Source organism: Pectinatus haikarae, from assembly GCF_015732185.1.
In the GTDB taxonomy this organism is placed as follows: domain Bacteria; phylum Bacillota; class Negativicutes; order Selenomonadales; family Selenomonadaceae; genus Pectinatus; species Pectinatus haikarae.
Genome location: NZ_WIQM01000016.1, coordinates 587,798 through 611,903, shown reverse-complemented (window position 1 = coordinate 611,903; position 24,106 = coordinate 587,798). Strand labels below are relative to the sequence as shown.

Annotated in this window: 25 protein-coding genes; 23 read left to right on the top strand and 2 right to left on the bottom strand. The window is 42.5% G+C overall.

Going from position 1 to position 24,106, the window contains the following annotated elements; genetic code table 11:
• The first annotated feature begins 137 nt into the window (after window positions 1-137).
• The gene (locus tag I6758_RS13495; protein ID WP_196605754.1) at window positions 138-2,117 is read left to right on the top strand and encodes a methyl-accepting chemotaxis protein; all 1,980 of its coding nucleotides are present in this window, start codon (window positions 138-140) and stop codon (window positions 2,115-2,117) included.
• A gap of 40 nt (window positions 2,118-2,157) precedes the next feature.
• Entirely contained in the window at window positions 2,158-2,733 is a 576-nt protein-coding gene (locus tag I6758_RS13490; RefSeq protein WP_196605753.1) for a hypothetical protein, read from the top strand.
• Window positions 2,734-2,793: 60 nt separating this feature from the next.
• On the opposite strand, the gene pfp is transcribed toward I6758_RS13490, so the two are convergent.
• Both pfp and sigH read right to left on the bottom strand, forming a co-directional pair.
• Window positions 2,794-4,041: a diphosphate--fructose-6-phosphate 1-phosphotransferase gene (pfp, locus tag I6758_RS13485; RefSeq protein ID WP_370871626.1), complete on the bottom strand. Its 1,248-nt coding sequence runs from the start codon at window positions 4,039-4,041 to the stop codon at window positions 2,794-2,796.
• Window positions 4,042-4,046: 5 nt separating this feature from the next.
• Window positions 4,047-4,931, bottom strand: coding sequence for an RNA polymerase sporulation sigma factor SigH (sigH, locus tag I6758_RS13480; protein WP_231038680.1), 885 nt, complete (start codon window positions 4,929-4,931; stop codon window positions 4,047-4,049).
• 497 nt (window positions 4,932-5,428) lie between these two features.
• On the opposite strand from sigH, the gene radC reads away from it, so the two are divergent.
• The 21 genes from radC (at window position 5,429) to I6758_RS13375 (ending at window position 24,093) form a co-directional block, all read left to right on the top strand.
• Window positions 5,429-6,124, top strand: coding sequence for a RadC family protein (gene radC, locus I6758_RS13475; RefSeq protein WP_231038679.1), 696 nt, complete (start codon window positions 5,429-5,431; stop codon window positions 6,122-6,124).
• Window positions 6,125-6,237: 113 nt separating this feature from the next.
• Entirely contained in the window at window positions 6,238-7,272 is a 1,035-nt protein-coding gene (locus I6758_RS13470; protein WP_196605751.1) for a rod shape-determining protein, read from the top strand.
• A gap of 13 nt (window positions 7,273-7,285) precedes the next feature.
• A complete protein-coding gene (gene mreC / locus I6758_RS13465; RefSeq protein ID WP_196605750.1) occupies window positions 7,286-8,203 on the top strand; it encodes a rod shape-determining protein MreC in 918 nt (305 codons plus the stop codon).
• Window positions 8,200-8,691 (top strand): rod shape-determining protein MreD, encoded by a 492-nt coding sequence (mreD, locus tag I6758_RS13460; RefSeq protein WP_196605749.1) that lies wholly within the window; start codon window positions 8,200-8,202, stop codon window positions 8,689-8,691. Before mreC ends, mreD begins: the two co-directional genes overlap by 4 nt.
• Before the next feature lie 52 nt (window positions 8,692-8,743).
• Entirely contained in the window at window positions 8,744-10,591 is a 1,848-nt protein-coding gene (mrdA, locus tag I6758_RS13455; RefSeq protein ID WP_231038678.1) for a penicillin-binding protein 2, read from the top strand.
• A 134-nt stretch (window positions 10,592-10,725) separates the two neighbouring features.
• Complete coding sequence (gene minC / locus I6758_RS13450; RefSeq protein WP_196605747.1) at window positions 10,726-11,379, top strand: septum site-determining protein MinC; 654 nt, start codon at window positions 10,726-10,728, stop codon at window positions 11,377-11,379.
• A 14-nt stretch (window positions 11,380-11,393) separates the two neighbouring features.
• Window positions 11,394-12,182, top strand: coding sequence for a septum site-determining protein MinD (gene minD, locus I6758_RS13445; protein WP_196605746.1), 789 nt, complete (start codon window positions 11,394-11,396; stop codon window positions 12,180-12,182).
• A gap of 13 nt (window positions 12,183-12,195) precedes the next feature.
• Complete coding sequence (gene minE / locus I6758_RS13440) at window positions 12,196-12,489, top strand: cell division topological specificity factor MinE (protein ID WP_196605745.1); 294 nt, start codon at window positions 12,196-12,198, stop codon at window positions 12,487-12,489.
• 98 nt (window positions 12,490-12,587) lie between these two features.
• Window positions 12,588-13,580, top strand: a complete 993-nt coding sequence (locus I6758_RS13435) for a lysylphosphatidylglycerol synthase transmembrane domain-containing protein (protein ID WP_196605971.1) — start codon at window positions 12,588-12,590, stop codon at window positions 13,578-13,580.
• Between the two features lie 27 nt (window positions 13,581-13,607).
• Window positions 13,608-14,657 (top strand): Holliday junction branch migration DNA helicase RuvB, encoded by a 1,050-nt coding sequence (gene ruvB, locus I6758_RS13430; RefSeq protein ID WP_196605744.1) that lies wholly within the window; start codon window positions 13,608-13,610, stop codon window positions 14,655-14,657.
• 5 nt (window positions 14,658-14,662) lie between these two features.
• Window positions 14,663-15,277 carry an epoxyqueuosine reductase QueH gene (locus I6758_RS13425; RefSeq protein WP_196605743.1) on the top strand — a complete coding sequence of 205 codons (615 nt, stop codon included), beginning with the start codon at window positions 14,663-14,665 and terminating at the stop codon, window positions 15,275-15,277.
• Window positions 15,278-15,464: 187 nt separating this feature from the next.
• Entirely contained in the window at window positions 15,465-15,665 is a 201-nt protein-coding gene (gene rpmE, locus I6758_RS13420) for a 50S ribosomal protein L31 (RefSeq protein ID WP_196605742.1), read from the top strand.
• A 223-nt stretch (window positions 15,666-15,888) separates the two neighbouring features.
• Complete coding sequence (locus I6758_RS13415; RefSeq protein ID WP_196605970.1) at window positions 15,889-16,797, top strand: DUF1385 domain-containing protein; 909 nt, start codon at window positions 15,889-15,891, stop codon at window positions 16,795-16,797.
• A gap of 23 nt (window positions 16,798-16,820) precedes the next feature.
• Window positions 16,821-17,888 (top strand): peptide chain release factor 1, encoded by a 1,068-nt coding sequence (prfA, locus tag I6758_RS13410; RefSeq protein WP_196605741.1) that lies wholly within the window; start codon window positions 16,821-16,823, stop codon window positions 17,886-17,888.
• Between the two features lie 6 nt (window positions 17,889-17,894).
• Complete coding sequence (gene prmC / locus I6758_RS13405) at window positions 17,895-18,794, top strand: peptide chain release factor N(5)-glutamine methyltransferase (RefSeq protein WP_196605740.1); 900 nt, start codon at window positions 17,895-17,897, stop codon at window positions 18,792-18,794.
• Window positions 18,779-19,816, top strand: a complete 1,038-nt coding sequence (locus I6758_RS13400; protein ID WP_196605739.1) for an L-threonylcarbamoyladenylate synthase — start codon at window positions 18,779-18,781, stop codon at window positions 19,814-19,816. Before prmC ends, I6758_RS13400 begins: the two co-directional genes overlap by 16 nt.
• Before the next feature lie 138 nt (window positions 19,817-19,954).
• Window positions 19,955-20,398, top strand: coding sequence for a ribose 5-phosphate isomerase B (rpiB, locus tag I6758_RS13395; protein ID WP_196605738.1), 444 nt, complete (start codon window positions 19,955-19,957; stop codon window positions 20,396-20,398).
• Between the two features lie 40 nt (window positions 20,399-20,438).
• Complete coding sequence (gene glyA / locus I6758_RS13390; protein WP_196605737.1) at window positions 20,439-21,683, top strand: serine hydroxymethyltransferase; 1,245 nt, start codon at window positions 20,439-20,441, stop codon at window positions 21,681-21,683.
• A 17-nt stretch (window positions 21,684-21,700) separates the two neighbouring features.
• Window positions 21,701-22,339 (top strand): uracil phosphoribosyltransferase, encoded by a 639-nt coding sequence (gene upp, locus I6758_RS13385; protein WP_196605736.1) that lies wholly within the window; start codon window positions 21,701-21,703, stop codon window positions 22,337-22,339.
• A 41-nt stretch (window positions 22,340-22,380) separates the two neighbouring features.
• Window positions 22,381-22,836, top strand: a complete 456-nt coding sequence (locus I6758_RS13380; RefSeq protein ID WP_196605735.1) for a deoxycytidylate deaminase — start codon at window positions 22,381-22,383, stop codon at window positions 22,834-22,836.
• Between the two features lie 210 nt (window positions 22,837-23,046).
• A complete protein-coding gene (locus I6758_RS13375; protein ID WP_196605734.1) occupies window positions 23,047-24,093 on the top strand; it encodes a glycosyltransferase family 4 protein in 1,047 nt (348 codons plus the stop codon).
• The last annotated feature ends 13 nt before the right edge of the window (window positions 24,094-24,106 follow it).

Sequence of the window (24,106 nt, the reverse complement as noted above, 5' to 3'; positions counted from 1 at the left end):
TGTGTAAAATAGTTTGAAATTGAGAAAAATTGTTTTATAATAACTCTATTATGAAATTTTTGTACTGATTATTAATATAATAAATTTAGATGGAAGTTATTTTTGTAATGACTCCGTTTTGAGAAAGGTTTGATTTTGTGAATATACGCACAAAAATGATGATTACTCTATTGGTACCGCTCATTATTTTGATAGGAGGACTCAGCCTGGTTGCTTATCATTATTCGACAAAAGAAGCGGAACTTGAATTGCAGCGGAGTATCAGTTATAAGATGGATGCGGATACGGCATCTATAGGCATGGTCTTCACGGAACAGGAAGCAATCCTGCGTACATTGGCAGTAAATATGGCAGGAAAAGATGCTGACCAGATACGATCAATGCTGAAGCCTGTCCTTGATGCTGATCATGACAATTTGAAAATGGGCTTGTTTGCGGCGCGTCAAGATGGATCGTATATTGATGCTGCGGGCAGAGTATTGCCGGCAGATTTTGATCCGCGAACACGCGGGTGGTATAAGGCTGCACTGGACAATGAACCGGGAAAAATCAGCTATACAGAAGCATATGTGGATACGGCAACAGGAAAAATGTGCGTGACATTGTCAACGCGGAGCGCTGACGGACAGGTCGTAGAACTGGATATGAATTTGGATAATATTCAAAAGATCGTCAACAATATCTATATTGGCGAGTCCGGACACGCTTTTTTGCTTGACGGCAAGGGGGATTTTATAGCGCATCCCAGCTATAAAGCTGGTGATAATATAGGGCAGGTAGATGGTGGAAAGTTAAAAAATATCGCTGATGCTGTCGCTCAAAACAAGGACGGTTTTGACAATTTGGTTGTAAATAGTGAAAATGAAAACTATATTTACTCCGCAAAGAAAATTCCAGGGACAGGCTGGCTTCTTTGTACTTCTGTATCTGAAAAGGAAATGTATGCCAACGAACGCCGCATGGGTTATATTTTAGTTGCCAGCGGTATTGCTATTGCTTTAATATTAATGGGGATAATTCTTTTTACAGTAAGAAAAATTACTATGAGCTTGAATATTGTTGCGAGTTTTGCGGAAACATTGGCTGCTGGTGACCTGCGGAGTAATTTTGTCATTTCTGACGAACATAGGGATGATGAGATAGGTGATGTGGCAAAGGTGATGCTGAAAATAAAGGAATCATGGGGCACCGTGCTGAAAAAAATACACGACGGATCTGATCAGCTATCAGCGTATGTCAGCGGCTTGACCGATACAATGGGACAATCTGCACAGGCATCTTCACAGATAGCGCAATCTATAGCAAGCGTGGCAGCCGATGCTTCAAAACAGCTCGAGCACATTGAAAGGGCAAATAGTGAAGTATGCTCAATAGTTAATAATATAGACGCCTTGAGGACTAATATTGAAGAGACAGCGAACTATTCGACAAGTGTTGTTGAAAATGCTCAAAAGGGACAATCAATCGCTGATTTGGCTATAAAACAGATGGAAAGCATTGAAAGTGCCACAAATGATTCGGCAAAGACTATTTTCACACTGGGCGAACAGTCGAGAAAAATAGGTAAAATTGTTGGCAGTATAGCTGAGATCGCCGGACAGACAAATCTCTTGGCGCTGAATGCTGCAATTGAGGCTGCACGGGCAGGCGAGAACGGTAAGGGATTTGCTGTTGTAGCGGAGGAGGTGCGCAAGCTGGCTGAACAATCGCAGGGAGCTTCTGCTGAAATCGCCGAACTGATAGGGGCTATTCAGAAAGATACGGACATAGCTGTAGCTTCAATGCAGACAGGCACGAAGGAAGTAAGCGCAGGAGCAGGACAGGTAAGGGAATCGGCAGACTTTTTCCATAAGATAACCGATAATGTTAATGAAATGAGCGCGAGACTTGAGGAAATAACCGCAGCTGTGGAGAAAATTGCAAAAGGTGCATCCGTTATCCAGGGGAACGTAGAAGATATAAGTCGCACCAGTTCCTCTACCTCCGGTGAGACGCAGACAGTTTCTGCTGCCAGTGAAGAACAGGCTGCATCTATTGAGGAAACGGCAGCTTCGGCAGATTCATTGAAAAAACTTGCGGATGAATTGCAGGATATGATCAAGAGCTTTAAGGTTTAGGACGAGTATCTAATTTTAGAAGGGATTAAGAGAATCTATAATGTTCAATCATGGTGACATGTCTGGGAAATTAAAGTTTATAAGCCGGATGAGAATTTTGGCGGGAATTCTGCTGGCGGCGGAGCTGCTGGCAGTCAGCTGGGCGGTGCTGTTTTATTTTTTATATGCCAGTCAGGCAACGGGGGTCCTTTCAGTGAGCTGGCTTTTACTGGCAGGTATGATATTTCCGTTTAATTGGCCGGGTGCGATATTCTGTTCACTTTTAAGCATGATATTACGCGCTGATGCGGTAATAATTTTGACGGCAGGCGTATATATGATTTTAGCTTTGTTGATTAACCGCATCATATGGGCGCCAAATCCAAAGGGGTATTTTTTTTTGGTGAGAGCTATGAGGCTGGAGATAGGAAAATCAATATTGCTGATGCTGGGGGGCTGTTTTATAGTACTGATCAATGCCGGTGGGCAGGAGCTTGTAACTTATATGGCAATAGCCGTTTATGAGGTTGGATCAGCCATAAATATAATTGTATTTTACAAATTGTTGAGAGTTATCGATCGTATGGATTATAGAGAAGTTTTTCAAACAGATTGCAAAACACCTTATGGACAATAAGAAGAGCCTGTGCTTGTTTGTGCACAGGCTCTTTTTATTGTCCATAAAACGATGAATCGGTCATTCAAATAAATAGATATATCGTTTTTTGAATTTTTCAGGTGTCATGGCATATATTTTTGCTATTTGAGGGTTGTCGAGATCTTTTTTTTCCAGCCGCTGCATAAAACTGCGGGCAATTTTATAGCTTACGGAGTCAATATTTACCTTGCGGACAAATGTTTTTCCCGTGGTTGGATTCTTTAATTCTTCAAAATACATAGGAATAGCTCGGCTTCCCTGCACAGAAATCATAGCGCCTGTACCGCCCTTTAATAGAAATTGGACAGCGGAATAGCCAAGCATAGTAGTATAATCTATATCATAAGCAATAGGCGCCGCACAGCGCAATTCATAACCGATTTCTTTGTCGACAATAGTCAGTTTGATACTTAGCTGTTTCATTTCATTACTGATGGCTTCTTTTAATATTTCCCCGAAGTCAAGCTCGGCATAACGAATATGTCCGTGTTCATCCAGAGAGACCTTGCCGAGTTTAGCAAAATCCTCTGGAGCAATTTTTTCTAAAACACCTTCGGCAATAACAGCTACACCATAATTTCTGCCTATCATATAGCGTTTTATCATAGCACCGACCAGTATATCTATAAGGTGTTGAAGCGTTATTTTATATTGGGGAAATTCTTCTGGGATTATGGTAATTGCAGCACCGGCGGAACGACCAATACCCAAAGCCAGATGGCCGGCAGTACGGCCCATGGCGATAGCCAGATACCAGCGATTATTGGTAGTCCGGGCATCCTCCAGCAGATTTTCTATTTCTGTCGTGCCAAACGCGCGGGCTGTTTCGAAACCGAACGTAGGCACATTTTCAGGCAGCGGCAAATCGTTGTCAATAGTCTTAGGTACATGGACAACATTAATGGGATTACCTGTTTTTTGAGAATAAGCGGCCACTGCGGATGCACTAAATGCAGTATCGTCACCGCCTATGGTAAGCATGTGCGTGACATTAAGCTCGGCAAGCGTTTCTACGACACGCTGCAGATCAGCGTCATTCTTTGTGGGATTAAATCTGGACATCTGCAGCAGACAACCGCCGGTAAGATGGATACGGCTTGTGTTGTCATAAACAAGCTCGACATATTTCTTTTCTCCTCTGGCAAGATGTGAAAAGCCTTCGTAGATGCCAAGAACTTTCCAGCCATTGCGTGCGGCCTCAGATGTGACAGACCGGATGACACTGTTGATACCCGGTGCAGGACCACCGCCGCAGATCACGGCAATAGTTTTTTGCGACATGAGAATCCCCCCTACTCATTTTTGGAATTTAGAGTAAAATAAAGATCATCAAAATGCTTATTGGCACTATTGGCCTGTTTATATAAAGGACGTTCTTCTGCTTTAGCACGGCTGCTCATATATTTTTCCAATTTTCTCTTGACCCGTTGCAGGGCATTATCAATGGATTTTACATGACGATTTAGATCAACCGCTATTTCCTGATACGATTTACCGTCAAGATATGACATAAGAACTTTCCATTCCAGGTCACTGAGAATTTGTTCCATTTTTCCTTCTATGGCAAGAAATTCTTCACGATTTATCATCAATTCCTCCGGATCGCTTACAGCGGTGCCTGACAGAATGTCAAGCAAAGTACGATCAGAATCTTCATCATATATAGGTTTGTTCAGGGAAATATATGAATTTAGGGGAATGTGTTTTTGGCGAGTGGCAGTTTTTATGGCAGTTATTATCTGTCTTGTGACACATAATTCCGCAAAAGCACGAAAAGATGATAATTTTTCATCGCGAAAATCGCGTATAGCCTTATAAAGGCCAATCATTCCTTCTTGCAATATATCTTCGCGATCTGCGCCAATCAGAAAATAAGAGCGCGAACGGACCCGGACAAAGTTCCGGTATTTTTTTATTAAATATTCCAAAGCAAAATTATCATGTTTTTCTCTTATTTCTGATAGAAGTTCTTCATCGCTTAATGCACTGAGAGCCGCTTCCAATTCTTTGGCGGGCGATTCGTCTGTTTGTACGGATGGAAGCTTTGCTGCAGCACATTTTCTTGCAATATTACGAGAGGATATCTTTGTACTGTCTTTTGTACTATCTATTGAACTGCTGTTTTCCGGTGCGGTTTCGGCTGTTTCCTTAGAAACAGAATTGCTCTTTAATTCCATTCGCATCATCGCTCCAGTCCGGAAATATGACGATGCTTTCGCGTCATTTCCAAATTATGAGATTGTGTCATATATTGATATAAGACAATCGTTGATCTTATTTGAAATTATACATTAGCAATGCTGTCAAGTCAAGTATAACAAGGCTTTTAAGGTGTTTTGACTATACGCCGGGTAAACAGTTTCGAACGAAGTACAGATCTGTATTATATTATGCTTTTTGATTGACGTTCTATAAAAAATAAAGATATCTAAAATAGGAATTAAACGTCCAGAAAGATAATTTTAAAATGAGTATTTCCAAGAAAAAATTAACTTTGAGAGTGTGGTGCAATAACTGACGAAGTAATTTATAAAATTTTTCAATCGATTTATAAAATATGCATTGTCTTACACTAATTTATTTGGTATAGTATTTTTGTTACAGTATCTGTTGTTTGAAGTATATTATCGGGGGCTGGAGTTTTGAATTGGCTTAGTGGTTAGAGGATTTCACCATGATAAAAAATACGATGGTCCGTGATCTGCCCGAACAGGAACGCCCGCGCGAGAAGCTTATAGCATATGGTGTCCAGTCACTCGGCAATGCCGAGTTATTGGCCATTTTGTTACGCTCCGGGACAAAAGAGGCATCTGTTTTGCGTGTAGCTGAAAATTTGTTATCTCTGTATAAAGAACGGGGATTAGCTTCAATAGTGAATTTATCGGCAGTGCAGCTGAGCAGGATACATGGTATCGGACCGGCTAAGGCAGCAACTGTCTTGGCTGCGGTAGAACTTGGACGACGAATTGCTCAGGAGCCTTCTAAAAAAAAGATTGTCATAAACGGTCCGCCCGATGCAGCGGATTATATTATGCCGCGCCTGAAATATGAAACAAAAGAAAAATTCGCCATCGTACTTTTAAATGTAAAGAATCAGGTATTGTCTTTCAGAATAATATCTGTGGGAATCTTAAATGCGTCAATAGTCCATCCGCGCGAGGTAATGGCTGAGGCATTGAACAATTCAGCAGCAGCGATTATTTTGGCGCACAATCATCCCAGCGGTGACCCTGCTCCGAGCGGTGACGATATCGCCACTACCCGTCGCTTGATAAAAGCAGGACAGATAATGGGAATAGAAATTGCAGATCATATAATTGTCGGGGGGAACGGGTACATAAGCTTTAAAGAGCAAGGCTTGATGAGATGATAAAACTCCAGCGGATACATAATGTCGTCCGTACAGGAGATAATTGTATTATAAAGAACGACAATAAAAATTGATTGATATTTTACAGGATTTGAAGGGAGCACTTATTCATAATGTGGAACATTTTTGGTGGATTTTCTCATGATATGGGCATAGATTTAGGGACGGCAAATACACTGGTGCACGTGAAAGGAAAAGGAATAGTCCTGCGTGAGCCATCAGTTGTTGCAATAGACAGAGAATCAAATAATGTATTGGCAGTCGGTGAAGAAGCAAAAAGGATGATAGGGCGCACACCGGGAAATATTGTTGCAATAAGACCTATGAAAGATGGTGTTATTGCAGATTTCAATGTGACGCAGTCAATGCTCAAATATTTTATAGGTAAAGCTATGAACCGCAGTTCTTTTATGAAACCGCGTGTAGTTGTAGGAGTGCCTTCAGGAGTCACAGAGGTGGAGAAGCGCGCTGTAATTGACGCTGTACGGCAGGCCGGAGCAAATGAGGCATATTTGATAGAAGAACCGATGGCAGCGGCTATCGGTGCCGGACTTCCTGTCGAAGAAGCTACGGGGAATATGGTAGTTGATATTGGCGGGGGTACAACAGAAATAGCTGTGATATCACTGGGCGGAATAGTTACAAGCTGTTCCATCCGCATAGGCGGTGACGAAATGGATCTGTCTATTGTTCATTATATAAAACGTATGTATAATCTGATGATCGGAGAACGTACAGCAGAAGAAATAAAAATAAATATAGGAACAGCTATAACGGCGCAGCAAAGCAAGCATATGGAAATACGCGGACGCGACCTTGTCAGCGGACTGCCCAAAGTGCTCGATATCAGTGAACACGAAATAGAAGAGGCATTGCGTGAACCTGTTCATAAAATAGTTGAAGCAGTAAAAAGTACATTGGAACGTACTCCTCCTGAATTAGCTGCAGATGTAATGGACCATGGCATAATGATGACCGGTGGAGGGGCACTGTTGTCAAACCTTGATAAACTGTTGGGCAAGGAAACAGGGATGCCTGTGCTGATAGCCGAAGATCCGCTTTCCTGCGTCGGTGAAGGTACGGGAAAATCACTGGAAAATATTGATTTGCTCAAGCGTGTTATGATGACAACAAAAAAGCTGAGATGAGAAGCGGATATAAATGAATATGCAGACAAATGATCCTATGGGCAAAAGAGTATGGATATTGATATTGGTTCTGCTGAGTATATTCTGCATTATATTTTTTTCAGCTAAGGACAGAGTTTCCGTGCCATTGACGAATAGTGTTGTGACAACTTTACTTGCCCCGTTTCAAAGCCTTTCATCGGCTATAAGCAATAAAAGCGGTAATGTGATCACTACTGTAAGTCAATTGATATTTGTTTATGACGAAAATAGGCAGCTGAAGGATGAGGTAACGAAGCTGCGAGAACAAAGCTTGCAGAATAACGAATTAGTCGCCGAAAATCAACGCCTGAGAGCTTTTTTGGACTACAAGGGAAAGGCAAAGAATTTTGATTTGGTTACGGCTACTGTTATAGCACGTGATCCGGCTACATGGGTCAATAATGTTGTAATTGATCGCGGCAGCAGTGACGGCATAAAAAAAGATATGCCGGTTGTGACTCCTGAAGGATTGGTGGGTTCAGTGGTCGAGGCCTACAGCGGATATTCTATTGTGGAACTTATAACTGATCCTCGTGTTTCGGTCGGTGCGTTGATCCAGCGCAGTGATTCCAGGATAGCAGGTATAGTGAAGGGCGATATAAATAAACAGTCTGATGTTCATATGGATAATATTCCAAGATCATCTGATATACAACAGGGCGATCAGATAATAACATCAGGTCTGGGCGGAATATATCCCAAGGGAATTTTCATAGGCACAGTTGATGATGTGCAAAATGAATCCGGTGGTCTGTTAAAATATGCAGTTGTGAAGACGGCAGTAGATTTTCAGAAGCTGGAGGATGTGGCAGTTGTGGTAAATTCCCGCGAATTGCCTCCGGATGCACTTATTCAACAAATGCAGCGGGCGGCTGACGGAAGCAGCAACGAAGAAGGAACGGCCAAATGAAAAAAAAAATTGCCTGGATTGCTGTTTTTCTTGCAGCATATATTTTGCAAACTTCCCTGTTGAATCTGGTATCCTTTCATAATATCAACGCAGATCTGCTGCTGTTGCTGACGGTATCGTACTCACTGACGCATGGCTTCAGACGAGGCGCTTTTATTGGATTTTGCAGCGGACTTCTGCAGGATGTTGCATCGGGAACATTTCTTGGCTTCAATACACTGAGCAAGATGATGATTGGGTTTGGTTTTGGCTTTATGATAGGCCGGGTCTATGAGAAAAAAATTATTTTGCCTGTCATTTCATCTATTGTGGCAACAGCTGCGAATTATCTGATATCTCTTATTGTTATATTGATGCTTGGTTATACAGTAAATATTATGCAGAATGCATACAACTTGTTAGTAATACCATTGGTATATAATTTATGCTTTTCTTATTTGATGCACAGAATAGTGTGCTGGCTGAAAAATAAGAGTTTTGATGAGTAATTAAGGCACCTTTTAAGGGTGTCTTAATTATTAAATGCGGGGAGAAAACAGCTTGGAATCGAAAGATATATTCAATAGATTGAAAGCTTTGTCCATTGCTTCGGTTCTGATTATATTGGCATTGATTATCAGACTTGGTTATTTGCAGATATACGAAGGCGATTTTTATAAAAAACAGGCCGAAGGAAATCGAATACGAATCATACCTACCATGGCGCCGCGCGGTACCATGTATGATGAAAACGGCAATCCTATGGTAATGAATCAGCCTGGTTTCACAGTGGCTATTCTGCCGCTTGAAGAAGAAATAAAACCGCAGCTGATAGATAATCTGGCGGCTTTGCTGCATATGGATAAAGCGGAGATAGAAGATAAAATAAAAAAGCATAGGGGTTTTGATCCTATACGGTTGAAAACAGATGTCGGACCGGAAATTTGGACTATTATTGAAGAACAAAAAGAAAAATATCCGGGAGTAGTTGTTGAAGCACAGCCAGTGCGGGATTATATATACAAGACTATAGGTGCACATACTTTTGGCTATGTCGGCGAAATAAATGAGGATGAGCTGAAAACGCATAAAGATGATAACTATAAACTGGGAGACTCAATAGGCAAATTCGGCTTGGAAAAAATTTACGATGAGTATTTACGCGGAACGGCAGGCGGTGAACAAGTTGAAGTTGATGTTACGGGAAAACCTGTGCAGATTTTAGGCAAAAAGGAGCCTATCCCGGGTAAGGATCTGCATCTGACAATTGACATGGGATTGCAGCTTGCTGTAGAAAAAGCTATTGATGACAGACTGAAGGAGATACATGCAAATGCTGCTGCTGCGGTCGTCATGAATCCCAAAACAGGGGCAATACTGGCCATATCCAGCCGTCCTTCTTTCGATCCTAATAAATTTGCGAGAGGAATTTCTGAAAAGGATTGGAATGAAATAAACAATAATCCTTATCATCCTATGGATAATAAGGCTATAACCGGGGAATATCCGCCTGGGTCTGTTTTTAAAATAGTCACCGGCACAGCGGCTTTGAATGAGCACAAGGTCACGCCCGAAGAGAAAATTTTTGACCCGGGTGTATATTGGCTTGTTCCCAAACATAATGCAGATGGAGAAGCATTGGGGCTGATTAATTTTGGCGAGGCACTGGCTCATTCGGATAATGTTTATTTTTACGAAATGGGCAACCGTGTAGGAATAGATACGCTCGGCAAATATGCGAAGCTTTATGGCTTGGGAGAAAAAACGGGTATAGATCTGCCTTATGAGGCAAGCGGTTTAATAGCCAGCAGAGAGTACAAGAAAAAAAATTATGAGGAAGACTGGTATCTGTCCGAGACACTCGATGCGGCCATTGGACAGGGCTTCAACCTTGTCACACCGATTCAGGCAGCAATGATAATGAGTGAAATAGCAAACGGCGGAACACGTTATAAACCACATTTGGTGGAGGATATAACAAACCCGGACGGTTCAGTTTACAAACATTTTGATCCGGTTGTTTTGAGCAAGCTTGACGGGGTGAATCCAGAATTTATAAAGCTTATACAAAGAAGCCTGCTGGAGGTCACCAGAGTGGGTACAGCTGCATCTTTTTTTGGCGGTTCTTTTCCTGTAAATATTGCGGGTAAAACGGGGACGGCAGAAAATCCTCATGGTGCCGATCATGGCTGGTTTGTGGCGTATGGACCATATGAAGATCCAAATGTGGCAGTTGCCGTTATAGTGGAAAATGGCGGCTATGGGGCACAGTCAGCTGTGCCGATAGGCAAGGCCATATTGGAAGCTGCTTTTAATCTGGTTCCTGAGCCACCGCTTATTGATCCGCAGAAGGAACCGGCGACTGTCAGCAACAATGATATAAAATCGGGAGTAAAAGTGGATCACTGATAAAGGTATAGGCAGGAATATATATATACCAGAGCGAACATAAGTAAAAAGGTGTTTTAAATTGCAGTTTTAAAAATATAGGCAGACGGAATTTAACGGTTAGAAAATAGCGGACAGCAGGATGTATATATACGATGAGTGAAGAAGTTGTATTTAAGGGAAGCCGATCAGGCTTAAAATTGATATTGACAAATACTGTCGACTTTCCTACAATCGAAAATTTAATAAGGCAGAAACTGGACTCTTCCTTTAATTTTTTTCAAGAAGGGACTGTCATCCAGTTGGAGGCTGGCTGGCTCAACAAGGCACAAAAACAAAGTGTGCGCGGTATCTTTTCTTCATATGGTCTGATTCTGCAGGACGGTTATGAGGAGAAAGCTGAACCATTAAAGGTGTCTTTAGAAAGCGTTGATAGAACTCAGGCGCATGAGTCAGAAGACAAGGACAGAAAATTAAAGACAACCGTAATAAATCAAACGATAAGAAACGGGCAGGAAGTTATTTCTGACGGTTCGATAATTATCAATGGCAATGTCAATCCGGGAGCGTCTATAATTGCAGGAGGGAATATTGAGGTCAGGGGTGCGTGCCGGGGTATCGTGCATGCCGGTGCTTTCGGCGATGTAAATGCAACGGTGACGGCGGAGTATCTTATACCCATGCAAATCAGGGTTGCTGACTTGGTAGCAAGAGCGCCGGATAAAAGGATGTCCAAAGCAGATGCACCCTATCCTGAAAAAGCTTATGTCAGTAAGGGAAAGATAGTATTAGAGGCGATTAACCGGTAGGAAGAAGGGCATATATGAGTGACGTAATAGTTGTGACGTCCGGAAAAGGCGGTGTCGGCAAGACAACAACGACCGCCAATCTTGGAGTTGGACTGGCTAAAAGAGGCAATAAAGTCGCGCTTATTGATACTGATACAGGGCTGAGAAATCTTGACCTGCTGCTCGGTTTGGAAAATCGTATAATGTATGATCTTGTCGATGTGGCGACAGGTCGCATCAGTTACAAAAAGGCATTGGTCCGGCATAAAAAACATGAAACGCTTTTTTTGCTGCCTACTTCGCAGATTCGGGATAAAACTGCTGTAACCGGACAGCAGCTCATTGATATATGCAACGAAATGCGCGGCGAATTTGATTATATACTGATAGATTGCCCGGCGGGAATTGAGCAGGGATTTAAGACGGCAATAGCGGCAGCGGATTATGCCATTGTGGTCACTATGCCTGAAGTTGCCGCAGTACGTGACGCAGATAAAATTATCGGCGAACTGAACCGGGCAGATAAAGACCGCATAAAACTTGTTGTGAACAGGATAAGAAGCCATATGGTCGATTCGGGCGATATGCTTGACATGGATGATATAAATGACATTTTGGCAATAGACTGTATAGGGCAGGTTCCGGACGACGAAATGGTCGTGACCTCAACTAACAGAGGAGAACCGGTAATTTCTAACAAAAAGTCTTTAGCCGGGCAAGCATACAATAATATCGTGGGGCGAATATGCGGAGAACAGATCCCTTTTCTTGATCTCCGGAAAAAAACACTGTTTGATAAATTAAAACAGATATTGCATGTATGAGGAGGTATAACTTATGTTGAGGGCTGTTATGAAACTGTTTGGACGCGATGATGATAAACCGTCGGGGAAAATAGCAAGGGATCGCTTGCGTGTCGTACTTATACACGACAGGGCAAATATTTCACCTGAAGTGGTCAATCATATAAAAGACGATATAATAAAAGTGATTTCAACCTATATGGATATAAATCAGCATGATATGGAAATAAGCTTATCTGATGATGATAATTCAGTGGCTCTTTTAGCCAGTATACCGGTAAAAAGAATAAAGCCTCAAGTTATGTCTTCACGCAATATGCATAGGTAATGGTTTGCAGACTCGCAAGAAATGGCCTTTTGTTAAATAAGCAAAAGGCCATTTCTTGCGAGTTTGCGGAACCGGTATCTGTCACAGTAACTAAGGAGATTCAAATGTTTTATAAACGCCTTATATTATTGCTGCTGCTGGTGGGGCTTATCTCTTATGGTGTAATATATTTTACTGTAGATATAAACACCTTAAGAAATTTACTTGATTTTAAACCCTGGTCAATTGCAGCAGCTTTTTTGAGCGTAGCAGTCGGACTTTTTTTGGATGGATTCAGATTAATTGAGCTTATTAAAATATCAGGAGAAAAAATAACGCCGATACAGGCCGCCAGAGTGGTTTTTGGAAATTATTTCCTTGCGCTTTTGACACCGGGATTTTCGGGAGGAGCAGTAGCGCAGCTGATGTTTTTACGATATGCTGATATTCCCATGGGGAAGGCAGCTGTAATAGTGATTGTTCGAACGATCGTTTCCATAGCTTTTTTATTTATATGCATGCCTTTTATCCTATTGAGTGACGATGGAGTGCTGCCATGGGTATCCAATACATTCTTACTTGTATTTTCTATATTGGCTATTTCAATTATTGCAATACTTGTATGGGCTATGGTAAGCGGTTATTTTGATCGAGTGGCAATATTTATTGCCAGACGCATTTCCCGTAAAAAAGGACGCAGACTCATAACTTTTTATCGTGATAATAAAAAGGCGATATTGCTTTTGACATCAGCACCCTTTGGTATGCTTAAGGTTTTTGTAATATCCGGTCTGAGTCTGATTGCGTTGTACTCTGTCGTTCCTTTTCTTTTGCTGGGCTTGGGCACTGATGTGAATTGGATATTGGTAATGGGACGTATGATTTTTTTGAATTTATTTTTATATTTTTCACCGACACCAGGCGGATCGGGAATTGCTGAAGGCGGCTTTATCCTGTTGTTCAATACTATCGCACCGGGGGGGACAGTCGGAGTTGTAGCTGTGGGGTGGCGGCTTTTTGCTGAGTATCTGCCTTTTTTAGCGGGATTTTATTATTCTCTGAGGACCTTTGGCAGAGAATTTCTGGGGAAGTCTATTTTCAAAAGGAATTAAAGATCGTTTGAGTAACGGGAGAATGGTATGGAAAACAGTGAAGACCGCATTATTGCCGGGGCAGAAAATGATACGGATATGTGGCAGTACAGCCTTCGTCCTAAACATCTGAATGAATATATTGGACAGGATAAGGCAAAAGAGAATTTGGCGATTTTCATAAAGGCAGCAGTATCAAGGGGAGAGGCTCTTGATCACGTGCTTCTTTACGGTCCTCCGGGATTGGGCAAGACTACGCTTGCGTCAATAATTGCAAATGAACTGGGCGTGAATTTTAGAGTTACATCGGGGCCGGCCATTGAAAGAGCCGGTGATTTAGCGGCTCTTTTGACTAATCTGACGGAAAAAGATGTTCTTTTTATTGATGAAATACACAGACTGTCGCACAGTGTGGAAGAAGTGCTGTATTCTGCTATGGAAGATTACGCATTGGACATAATAATAGGAAAAGGACCATCGGCTCGTTCTATTCGTTTGGATATAGCCCCTTTTACCCTTATCGGGGCGACCACACGTGTCGGGGCATTGGCATCACCTTTAAGAGACCGATTTGGTGTTATTTCGCGTCTTGAGTACTATAAACCGGAAGCGCTGATTTATATTATTAAAAGATCAGCAGAAATTTTAAACATTGAAATTGAAGACAGGGGTGCTGCCGAGATTGCACAAAGATCGCGCGGTACGCCGCGTGTTGCAAACAGACTTTTGAAACGAGTGCGTGATTTTGCTCAGATAAAAGGCAACGGTGTTATAACTGATGCGATTGCTGATAGTTCTCTGGCAATGCTGGAAGTTGATAAAGCCGGTCTTGATAATATTGACAGACGTATGCTCATGACAATGATCGAGAAGTTCGACGGCGGGCCGGTGGGGGTAGAAACTTTGGCAGCAGCTATAAGTGAGGAGCGCGACACTATAGAGGATGTATATGAGCCGTATTTACTCCAATTGGGCTTTATCAATCGCACACCGCGCGGCCGCATAGTAACGGCTCTGGGATATAAGCATATGAATATCTCTGTGACAGGCAGTGCCGTAAAACAGGAAAAATTATTTGAAGAAAATAATAGAAGGTAAGTCGGATGAAAATACTTTTGCATATGTGCTGCGGTCCATGCTCTTGCTACCCTGTGCAAAACCTGCGTGCTGGCGGGCATGAATTGACAGGTTATTTTTTTAATCCCAATATTCATCCTTATAAGGAGTTTAAACAAAGAATTGACACCGCGATGGAATTTGGAGACAAAGCAGGATTAGCAGTTGTAGCTGATAAAAATTATGATCTCAGAACATTTTTACGCAGAGCTCTGTCGGCGGAAAAGCGTGAAGAAACGCTGGCAGAAAAACCCCGCTGCCGCATGTGCTATGCGTGGAGGTTACGGAAGACGGCAGTATATGCCAGAGAGAATGGTTTTGATGCATTTACTTCTACATTGTTCGTCAGTCCTTATCAACTGCATAATGTTATGAAGGATGCAGCCGAAAAGATTGCCCGAGCTGAAAATATTCCGTTTTTTTATGAGGATTTTCGTACAGGCTGGGATGAAGGAGTAGAGATATGCAAAAAATTAGAGCTATACAGACAGCCCTATTGCGGTTGTATTTTCAGTGAGGAAGAACGTTACAGCAACAGATGGAAAAAAGATCATAAAAAGAAAATGAGAAAATTACGTGAGCAAAAAGAATCAGAAGCTTAAGAGTAAAAGGGCAGATTTCTTTTTCATTATCGATGATTTTGTTTTAAAAACGGGCAAAAAATCTTATGGGTATAGGCGGTTTTAAGACGGTAAAATGAACGGTGAATAATCCGGCGGCTGCTTGCAAGAGACAAAGCAGTGTGCTATAATTATAAACCGATAGCTTAGTAGAAATGAGGTGTGTTATATGAAACAGGGAATACATCCTGATTATAAAGAAGCGACAGTTGTTTGCGGCTGCGGCAATACTTTTAAAACCGGGTCTGTTAAAGAAAATCTGCGCGTAGATATATGCTCGAAATGTCATCCGTTTTATACGGGACGTCAGCGTGAATCTGCTGCCGGTGGTAGAATTGAAAAATTTAACAAACGTTACGGGACAAAATAATATTTGTTATGGGCGGCAGAGCAGTAATGCTCTGCTTCATTTATATATAGAATTATTTTTTCGGCTGATAATCAGATGAGAAATTGATCGAATAAATACGTTGGCAAAGGTCAGGCCCCATGCATAATATTCTTTGATTTTGGGGTGGAAGAAAGCTTAGTGTGAACAATAAATATCTATGGAATAAAGGAGTTTAGGCGTGAAAGAAAAAAGCTGTACGAAAATGAATATAGGCGGTCAGGCTGTCATTGAAGGCGTGATGATGCGTGGTGCTGAATATGTAGCTACAGCTGTCCGCGAACCGTCGGGTGAAATCTGTGTGAAAAAAGGACCTGTAAATTCACTCGGCAGCAAGTACCCTATTTTGAAAAAACCTTTCCTGCGCGGTGTGCTCTCTCTCGGTGAATCGTTGATGATTGGTATGCGTTCGCTTTCCTATTCGGCCAAAATGGCAGGTGAGGAAGAGGATGATAAACTTTCGGATAAAGATATGGCTATTACAATATTTGTGTCCATAGCAGCCGCAATTTTGCTGTTTGTGGTTATTCCTACCGCTGCAGCAAAATATTTTCCGACAGATGATCCCTTTTATATGAACTTGGGAGAGGGCGTATTGCGACTGGCTATATTCCTTATATATATATACGGGATATCCAGAGTGAAGGATATTTACCGTGTTTTTCAATATCACGGAGCTGAGCATAAGACTATTTTCGCATATGAAGCGGGAGTTCCTCTTACACCGGAAAATATAAAAAAATTTTCGCGGTTTCATCCGCGCTGCGGTACATCCTTTTTATTGATCGTCATGCTGGTCAGCATAGTGACATTTGCCTTTTTGGGCTGGCCGGATCTTCTGTATAGGATCTTGTCGCGTGTTATATTACTGCCGGTTGTTGCAGGAATATCATACGAAATTATTAGGTTTTCCGGGCGCTCAAACAATCCTCTTGTGCATATTGCCGTTTTGCCGGGCCTGTGGCTTCAGCGGCTCACTACAAAAGAACCTGATGAATCGATGATAGAAGTTGCAGTCAAGGCCGTAGAAGCAGTGGTCGTACAAACTCAGGAAAATACCATAAAAGAATATGATGCAAAGCTGTCGTTTGCGCAGGCACTCGATAATAATTGATATATGGGGAAGGATAAGCGTTCGTGTTAGAAAAGTTAGAGGCAATTGAAAGTAAATATCTGGAATTGGAATCGCTCATAAGCGATCCTGATATTTTAGCGGATATTCCGCGCTGGCAGCGATATAGTCAAGAACATGCATCTCTTAATGAAATAGTAACAAAGTATCGGGAATACAAAAAAACATGCAGTGAGTTAAGTGAAAATAAAATAATGCAGGCTGAAGAAGTTGACAGTGAATTTAAAAAATTGCTGGAAACGGAAATAACCGCATTGCAAAAAGTAAAGGAAGCTTTTGAGGAAGAGCTTCCCATTTTACTTTTGCCCAAAGATCCCAATGATGATAAAAATGTTATCATCGAAATACGCGGCGGTGTCGGCGGAGATGAAGCTGCCCTGTTTGCCGGTGATCTGTTCCGCATGTATTCACGCTATGCAGAAATGAAAGGCTGGAAAAGTGAGATCCTTGATGCCAATTCCACTGAACTTGGCGGTTTTAAAGAAATTTCTTTTTGCATTGAAGGCCGGGGCGCATACAGCCGGTTCAAATATGAAAGCGGAACGCATCGTGTGCAGCGGGTTCCCGAAACAGAGTCTGGCGGAAGAATACATACTTCCGCAGTGACTGTAGCGGTACTGCCGGAAGTAGAAGATGTAGAAATAGATATAAAGCAGGCTGATCTGCGTATAGATACATACAGAGCAAGCGGTGCCGGTGGACAGTATGTAAATAAGACTGATTCGGCGATCCGTATAACGCATATGCCGACAGGAATAGTAGTACAATGTCAGGATGAGAAATCCCAGCTGAAAAATAAGGAAAAAGCTATGCGTGTATTGAGAGCGAGACTCAATGATGCGGCGCAAAAAAATCAGCGTGACAGTATAGCTGCCGACAGAAAAAGTCAGGTGGGTTCGGGTGACAGAAGCCAGAGAATAAGGACTTATAATTTTCCGCAGGGGCGTGTTACGGACCATCGCATAGGGTTGACACTGCATAAGCTTGATTCGGTGCTGAACGGTGAACTTGATGAGCTGATAAATGCACTTATTACGGCCGATCAATCGGAAAGGCTGCAGCAGGTCAGGTAATGATATATGACAAAGAATAAATTGCACGCGGGTGATACAAAAGTATGGACTATAGGCGCGCTTTTGAAATGGACACAGGAATATTTTGCTGCAAAAGCCATCGATTCGCCGAGACTTGATGCCGAAGTTCTTCTTTCCCATCTTTTAGGTAAGGAAAGAATATATTTATATGTACATTTTGATGAGCCCTTGCAGGAAAATGAACTGGTGCAATTCCGCGGGCTGGTAAAAAAAAGGGCTGCGCGCATACCTGTTGCTTATCTGACAGGACAGAAGGAATTCATGGGGATGCCTTTTAAGGTCAGTGAGCATGTTTTGGTGCCAAGACCGGAAACAGAACTTTTAGTTGAAGCTGCGATCGAGCGTCTCCCTGGAGACAGTGAGGCTGTGTTTGCCGATATAGGTACGGGCAGCGGTGCCATTGCTGTATCACTGGTCAAACTGAGAAAAAATCTTAGAGGAGTTGCTGTTGATATATCAGCGGAGGCTTTGGCAATGGCACAAAAGAATGCCGTACTTCTTAAAGTAGCTGACAGCCTTGAATTTTTGCAGGGAGATCTGCTTGAACCGCTGCAAAAAGAGGAAAACAAAGGCCGGCTGGCAGCTATCATATCCAATCCGCCGTATATTCCTCTTGCCGATATGCCTGCATTAGCTCCTGAGGTGCGTGCATATGAGCCGAGAAGGGCGCTGACAGACGATGCTGACGGATTAAATTTTTACCGACGGCTTTTGGCTGACAGTAAAGAATTGTTGACGGAAAATGGTTTTTTTGCCTGTGAAATAGGAATAAATCAGGCTTCGGATGTAAAAGCATTAGCGCAGAAAAATACCTGGGGAAAAGTTGAAGTATTAAGAGATCTGGCAGGAATAGAGCGGGTGGTTATATTATGGAAACGGAAATAATAAAGGTAGAGGATGCCGGGGAATCAGGTATAAAAAAAGCGGCAGAACTCATCAAGCTCGGAGAAGTAGTGGCTTTTCCGACTGAAACAGTTTACGGGCTTGGAGCGAATGGTCTTGATGCACAGGCTTCAGCAAAAATATATAAAGCTAAGGGACGTCCTTCGGATAATCCTCTTATACTGCACATAGACAGTATAAGAATGCTGTCTATGGTAACGGATCGGCTGCCGCATACGGCTATGGAGATCATGGCAGCTTTTTGCCCTGGACCCGTAACTATAATTGTGCCTAAAAAGAACACGGTGCCGGACGCTATTACAGGCGGTTTATCCACAGTGGGAGTGAGGATGCCGGATAATGATACGGCAAGAAAACTGATAAGTATGGCGGGAGTTCCCATAGCGGCACCGAGTGCCAATCTTTCAGGTCGTCCGAGCCCCACGACCGCAAATGATGTTTATCGTGACATGAACGGTCATATACCGCTTATTCTTGACGGCGGACCATCAGGCTTCGGTGTCGAATCAACGATAGTGGATTGTACTGAAGATATACCGATTATTTTACGCCCGGGAGCAATTACCAAAGAAATGCTGGAAGAAATATTTCCTAAAGTAGCTGTAGATCCTGCTTTAACGGGAAAAAATGAAGTGCCGAAAGCACCCGGTATGAAATATCGCCATTATGCACCGAAAGCGCCGTTGATATTATTTTCCGGAAAAGCTGCCAATATGCTGGGAGCCTTGACCGGGGAATTAGGCAGACGAAAAAGGGCTGGATTCAAAGTCGGGATCATAGCGAGCAGTGAAATTGCCGGTCTTTTTGACAGTGATGCTGTATATAATTACGGCAGCAGAAAAAATTTATATGCAATAGCGGCTAATTTATATAATGCGCTGCTGTATTTTGACGATAAAAATGTGGATGTTATTTTGGCAGAAGGAACGGTACAGACAGGAGTGGGACTCGCTATCATGAATCGTCTGAAAAAGGCAAGCGGACAGACAATTATAAGTGTATGATATTTTCCGATCAGTAAATTTCAATGATTGAATTTTGCTGGAAAGTGTAAAATATTTGCCAGCGGATGATGCAATATGTTAGAATTATGTTAAAAATGATAGGTGGTGTAGAAGCATCCTCATGGGATGCTGATTTTTATGAAAATTGTTATTGGCTGTGATCAGGGCGCTCTGGAATTGAAGAACTATATCAAAGAAGTATTGGCTGAATTTACCGATATAACAGTTGAAGATGTTGGCACGTATACAGCAGACTCGGTTGATTATCCAGACATAGCTGAAAAAATATGTGCTAAGATAACCTCCGGTGAAGCTGAAAGAGGAATAGCACTCTGCGGTACAGGTATAGGGATTTCCATTGCCTGCAACAAGGTTGACGGTATACGGGCCGCACTGTGTCATAATGTATTTACAGCACGTATGTCCCGTCAGCATAATGATGCTAATGTTTTGGCAATGGGCGGCCGTGATATTGGTTTTGGTCCCGCTGCTGAAATGGTGCGTGTCTGGGTGGCAGAAGAATTCTTGGGTGGACGCCATAAGCGGCGTGTGGATAAAATAATGGCTATTGCAGATAAATAAGCAGCTTATATAATACTTGGGAGTTTTTAGGAGGATATAAATGAATCTTGTGGATGGTTTGGAGAAAGTAGATCTGGAGGTAAATAATGCTATAAATGCTGAACTTGCCCGGCAGCGTAATAAATTGGAATTCATTGCGTCGGAAAATATAGTAAGCAATGCGGTAATGCAGGCACAGGGAAGTGTTCTGACCAATAAGTATGCGGAAGGATATCCGGGAAAACGCTACTATGGCGGCTGTGAATGTGTCGACATTGTTGAACAGCTGGCGATCGACCGCGTAAAAAAATTGTTCGGTGCTGAATATGCAAATGTACAGCCGCATTCCGGCGCCCAGGCTAATACGGCAGTCTATTTTGCTTTATTGCAGCCCGGCGACACAGTCCTGGGAATGAATCTGACTGACGGCGGTCACCTCACACACGGAAGCCCTGTGAATATTTCCGGTAAATATTTTAATGTCGTGCCGTATGGCGTAGATAAAGAAACCGAGCGCATTGACTATGATTCATTGCAAGAGCTGGCACGAAAGCATCATCCCAAAATGATAATTGCCGGAGCCAGCGCTTATGCGCGGATCATAGATTTTCAACGCCTTTCAGCGATAGCTAAATCTGTCGGCGCTTATCTGATGGTTGATATGGCTCATATTGCCGGACTTGTGGCTGCAGGTCTTCATCCAAATCCTATAGAATATGCCGATGTAGTTACTTCGACGACACATAAGACTCTGCGCGGTCCGCGCGGCGGGATTATCCTTTGTCGTGATGCCGAATTCGGCAAGCAGTTCAATAAAGCTATTTTCCCTGGCATTCAGGGTGGTCCGCTGATGCATGTCATAGCAGCCAAAGCTGTTGCTTTCAAGGAAGCTCTGAGTGACGAATTCAAGGAATATCAGCGTCAGATTATAAAGAACGCACGTGCCTTGGCAGAAGCGCTGACACAGGAAGGCTTTCGTATTGTTTCCGGCGGCACAGACAATCATTTAATGCTGGTGGATCTCAGAAATAAAAACATCACCGGAAAAGATGCTGAAAAACTGCTTGATGATATAGGTATAACCGTAAACAAGAACACTATACCGTTTGAACCGTTGAGTCCTTTTGTGACCAGTGGTATAAGGCTGGGCACACCGGCACTCACTACACGCGGTTTTGATGAGAAGGATATGGCTAAAGCAGCCGGCATAATAGCTGCAGTACTCAATAATCCAAATGATGAAGGTATAATGGCACAGGCTGCTAAGCGAGTGAAGACCTTGTGTGAAAAATATCCTTTATACTGATCTGAGGGAGAATAAAAATGACTGACGATTTAAAGATAAGCGTTATTGATCATCCACTGGTGCAGCATAAGCTGACATTGATGCGGATGGAAGAAACAGGCACTAAGGATTTTCGGGAGCTGCTGGAAGAAATATCGATGCTGATGGCATATGAGATAACACGTGATCTGCCTCTTGTAGACGTGAGCATAAATACACCGGTGGCAAAATGCAGCTCTAAAACTCTCAATGGCAAAAAGATGGGGCTCATCCCTATTTTACGCGCCGGGCTGGGAATGGTAGACGGTATCGTCAAACTTATTCCGACTATAAAAATAGGACATGTGGGAATGTACAGAGATCCGAAGACACTCAAACCTGTCGAATACTACTGCAAACTGCCGACTGACGTGGCAGAGAGGACGCTCATTGTCATTGACCCTATGCTCGCCACGGGAGGATCGGCTGCGGCTGCTCTTTCTCTGTTGAAGGAAAAAGGGGCAAAGCATATCATTTATCTGTGCCTGGTGTCTGCACCTGAAGGTATAAGAGCTATAAATGAAATGCATCCCGATATAAAAATATATACAGCCTCTATTGATGAAAAACTTAATGAAAACGGTTATATAGTGCCGGGACTCGGTGATGCCGGCGACAGATTGTTCGGTACGCTATAATCGGGCTGCCATATATTGGTCTTATAGTTTTGGAGAAAAATATGAATAAATACAGCCGTCCTGATTGGACAGAATATTTTCTTGATATAGCCAGAGCGGTAGGGCGGCGTTCCACATGCTTCCGCCGACGCTATGGCGCTATCATTGTAAAGGATAGAATTATTGTCAGTACTGGTTATAACGGTGCTCCGCGCGGTGAGGATAACTGCATTGATACAGGAATCTGTGAAAGGGAAAGGCAGCATGTTCCCAAAGGACAAAGATATGAATTGTGTGTGGCTGTACATGCCGAACAAAATGCGATAATAGCTGCCGATCCGGTAAAAATGAAGGGTGCAGTGATTTACATCGTCGGCTGTAATGAGGATGGAACATTGGCATCGGGCAAACCATGTCTTTTGTGCAGGCGCATGATCTGCAATGCTATGATCGATAAGGCTGTTTATCTGGAAGCTGACGGTTCAGTCGTAGAAGCTGATCCCAGAAAAATATATTGATATATTTCTTGGGTTAGGTTAAGATAATAGCAGTATTCACATCAAATAATAAACAAGACCTGCTGTTTGGTATAAGTTGAATGGCATATTCATAAAAGGCTTTTCAGTGATGAAACTGACAGCTTTGGCTGTGGATAGCTTTTGAATAGAATTGCATCCATGGATAAAGAGGGTATTGTTTGCTTATAGTAAAGGAAGTGCGCTGTAAAGATGCCGAGTTCTCTTCTGGCATTTATCATTTCATTGGTCATTGTATTGCTGATAATGCCGATGGTGATAAAATTTGCTGTTAAAACGGATGCGATGGACGCCCCAGATAAAAGGAAAGTACACTGTCATCCTGTTCCGCGTCTGGGAGGGTTGGGAATATATATCGGTTTTTTGATGACGGTATTGATACTGTCATTTACTACAGATATAGCTGCTGAACATGGGATGGATCTGGCAGGACTTTTGATCGGCGGGACATTTATTGTTGTCGTCGGAATAATAGATGATTATAAAAACCTGCCTGCCAAGGTGAAACTTATTGGACAGATCGCTGCGGCATGTATACTTGTATCTTTTGATGTCAGAATTGATTTTGTGACCAATCCCTTTGGCGATTGGATTTTTTTGGAGTATCTATCTGTACCGGCGACCGTTTTTTGGATTGTAGGCCTGACAAATACAGTCAATCTTATTGATGGTCTTGATGGTCTTGCTGCTGGTGTTTCCACTATTGCTTCTATAACATTGCTTTTGGTTGGTTATCAGCAGGGAGATGCGTTTATTGTTTTTATCACTGCTTCTCTTGTAGGGTCTTCGCTGGGGTTTCTGAAATACAATTTTAATCCTGCGCGCATTTTTATGGGAGATACCGGCAGTATGTTTCTAGGATTCATTTTGGCAGGTGTGTCTATAATCGGCGTTGTGAAAAGTGCTACTACAATTGCCTTGATTGTACCTATTTTGGCACTTGGACTGCCTATTCTTGATACGACTTTTGCTATTATACGCAGATATAGAAGCGGTGTTCCTATCTTTAAACCGGATAAGGGACATCTTCACCACCGTCTTTTGGATCTGGGGTTTACACAGCGGCAGGCTGTGCTGTTGATGTATGTGTTCAGCAGTTTTTTGGGGCTTAGCGCAATAGCTTTGACACAGGTCAGTGAATATGCCGGCGTGATAATAGTGTTATTTATATTGCTTGTTATTATTTACGGTGCAAGGAAGATTGGGATATTTCATCCTAAAAATAACATTCATACCTGATATTTTATTATCC

Coding starts and splice junctions, on each gene's coding strand:
- ruvB (WP_196605744.1), top strand. CDS start 13,608: ATGGAAAACAGTGAAGACCGCATTATTGCCGGGGCAGAAAATGATACG.
- minC (WP_196605747.1), top strand. CDS start 10,726: ATGAGTGAAGAAGTTGTATTTAAGGGAAGCCGATCAGGCTTAAAATTG.
- mreD (WP_196605749.1), top strand. CDS start 8,200: ATGAAAAAAAAAATTGCCTGGATTGCTGTTTTTCTTGCAGCATATATT.
- upp (WP_196605736.1), top strand. CDS start 21,701: ATGACTGACGATTTAAAGATAAGCGTTATTGATCATCCACTGGTGCAG.
- I6758_RS13380 (WP_196605735.1), top strand. CDS start 22,381: ATGAATAAATACAGCCGTCCTGATTGGACAGAATATTTTCTTGATATA.
- I6758_RS13400 (WP_196605739.1), top strand. CDS start 18,779: ATGGAAACGGAAATAATAAAGGTAGAGGATGCCGGGGAATCAGGTATA.
- rpmE (WP_196605742.1), top strand. CDS start 15,465: ATGAAACAGGGAATACATCCTGATTATAAAGAAGCGACAGTTGTTTGC.
- glyA (WP_196605737.1), top strand. CDS start 20,439: ATGAATCTTGTGGATGGTTTGGAGAAAGTAGATCTGGAGGTAAATAAT.
- prmC (WP_196605740.1), top strand. CDS start 17,895: ATGACAAAGAATAAATTGCACGCGGGTGATACAAAAGTATGGACTATA.
- minD (WP_196605746.1), top strand. CDS start 11,394: ATGAGTGACGTAATAGTTGTGACGTCCGGAAAAGGCGGTGTCGGCAAG.
- I6758_RS13375 (WP_196605734.1), top strand. CDS start 23,047: ATGCCGAGTTCTCTTCTGGCATTTATCATTTCATTGGTCATTGTATTG.
- I6758_RS13490 (WP_196605753.1), top strand. CDS start 2,158: ATGTTCAATCATGGTGACATGTCTGGGAAATTAAAGTTTATAAGCCGG.
- I6758_RS13425 (WP_196605743.1), top strand. CDS start 14,663: ATGAAAATACTTTTGCATATGTGCTGCGGTCCATGCTCTTGCTACCCT.
- I6758_RS13470 (WP_196605751.1), top strand. CDS start 6,238: ATGTGGAACATTTTTGGTGGATTTTCTCATGATATGGGCATAGATTTA.
- I6758_RS13415 (WP_196605970.1), top strand. CDS start 15,889: ATGAATATAGGCGGTCAGGCTGTCATTGAAGGCGTGATGATGCGTGGT.
- radC (WP_231038679.1), top strand. CDS start 5,429: ATGATAAAAAATACGATGGTCCGTGATCTGCCCGAACAGGAACGCCCG.
- sigH (WP_231038680.1), bottom strand. CDS start 4,931: ATGGAATTAAAGAGCAATTCTGTTTCTAAGGAAACAGCCGAAACCGCA.
- minE (WP_196605745.1), top strand. CDS start 12,196: ATGTTGAGGGCTGTTATGAAACTGTTTGGACGCGATGATGATAAACCG.
- rpiB (WP_196605738.1), top strand. CDS start 19,955: ATGAAAATTGTTATTGGCTGTGATCAGGGCGCTCTGGAATTGAAGAAC.
- mreC (WP_196605750.1), top strand. CDS start 7,286: ATGAATATGCAGACAAATGATCCTATGGGCAAAAGAGTATGGATATTG.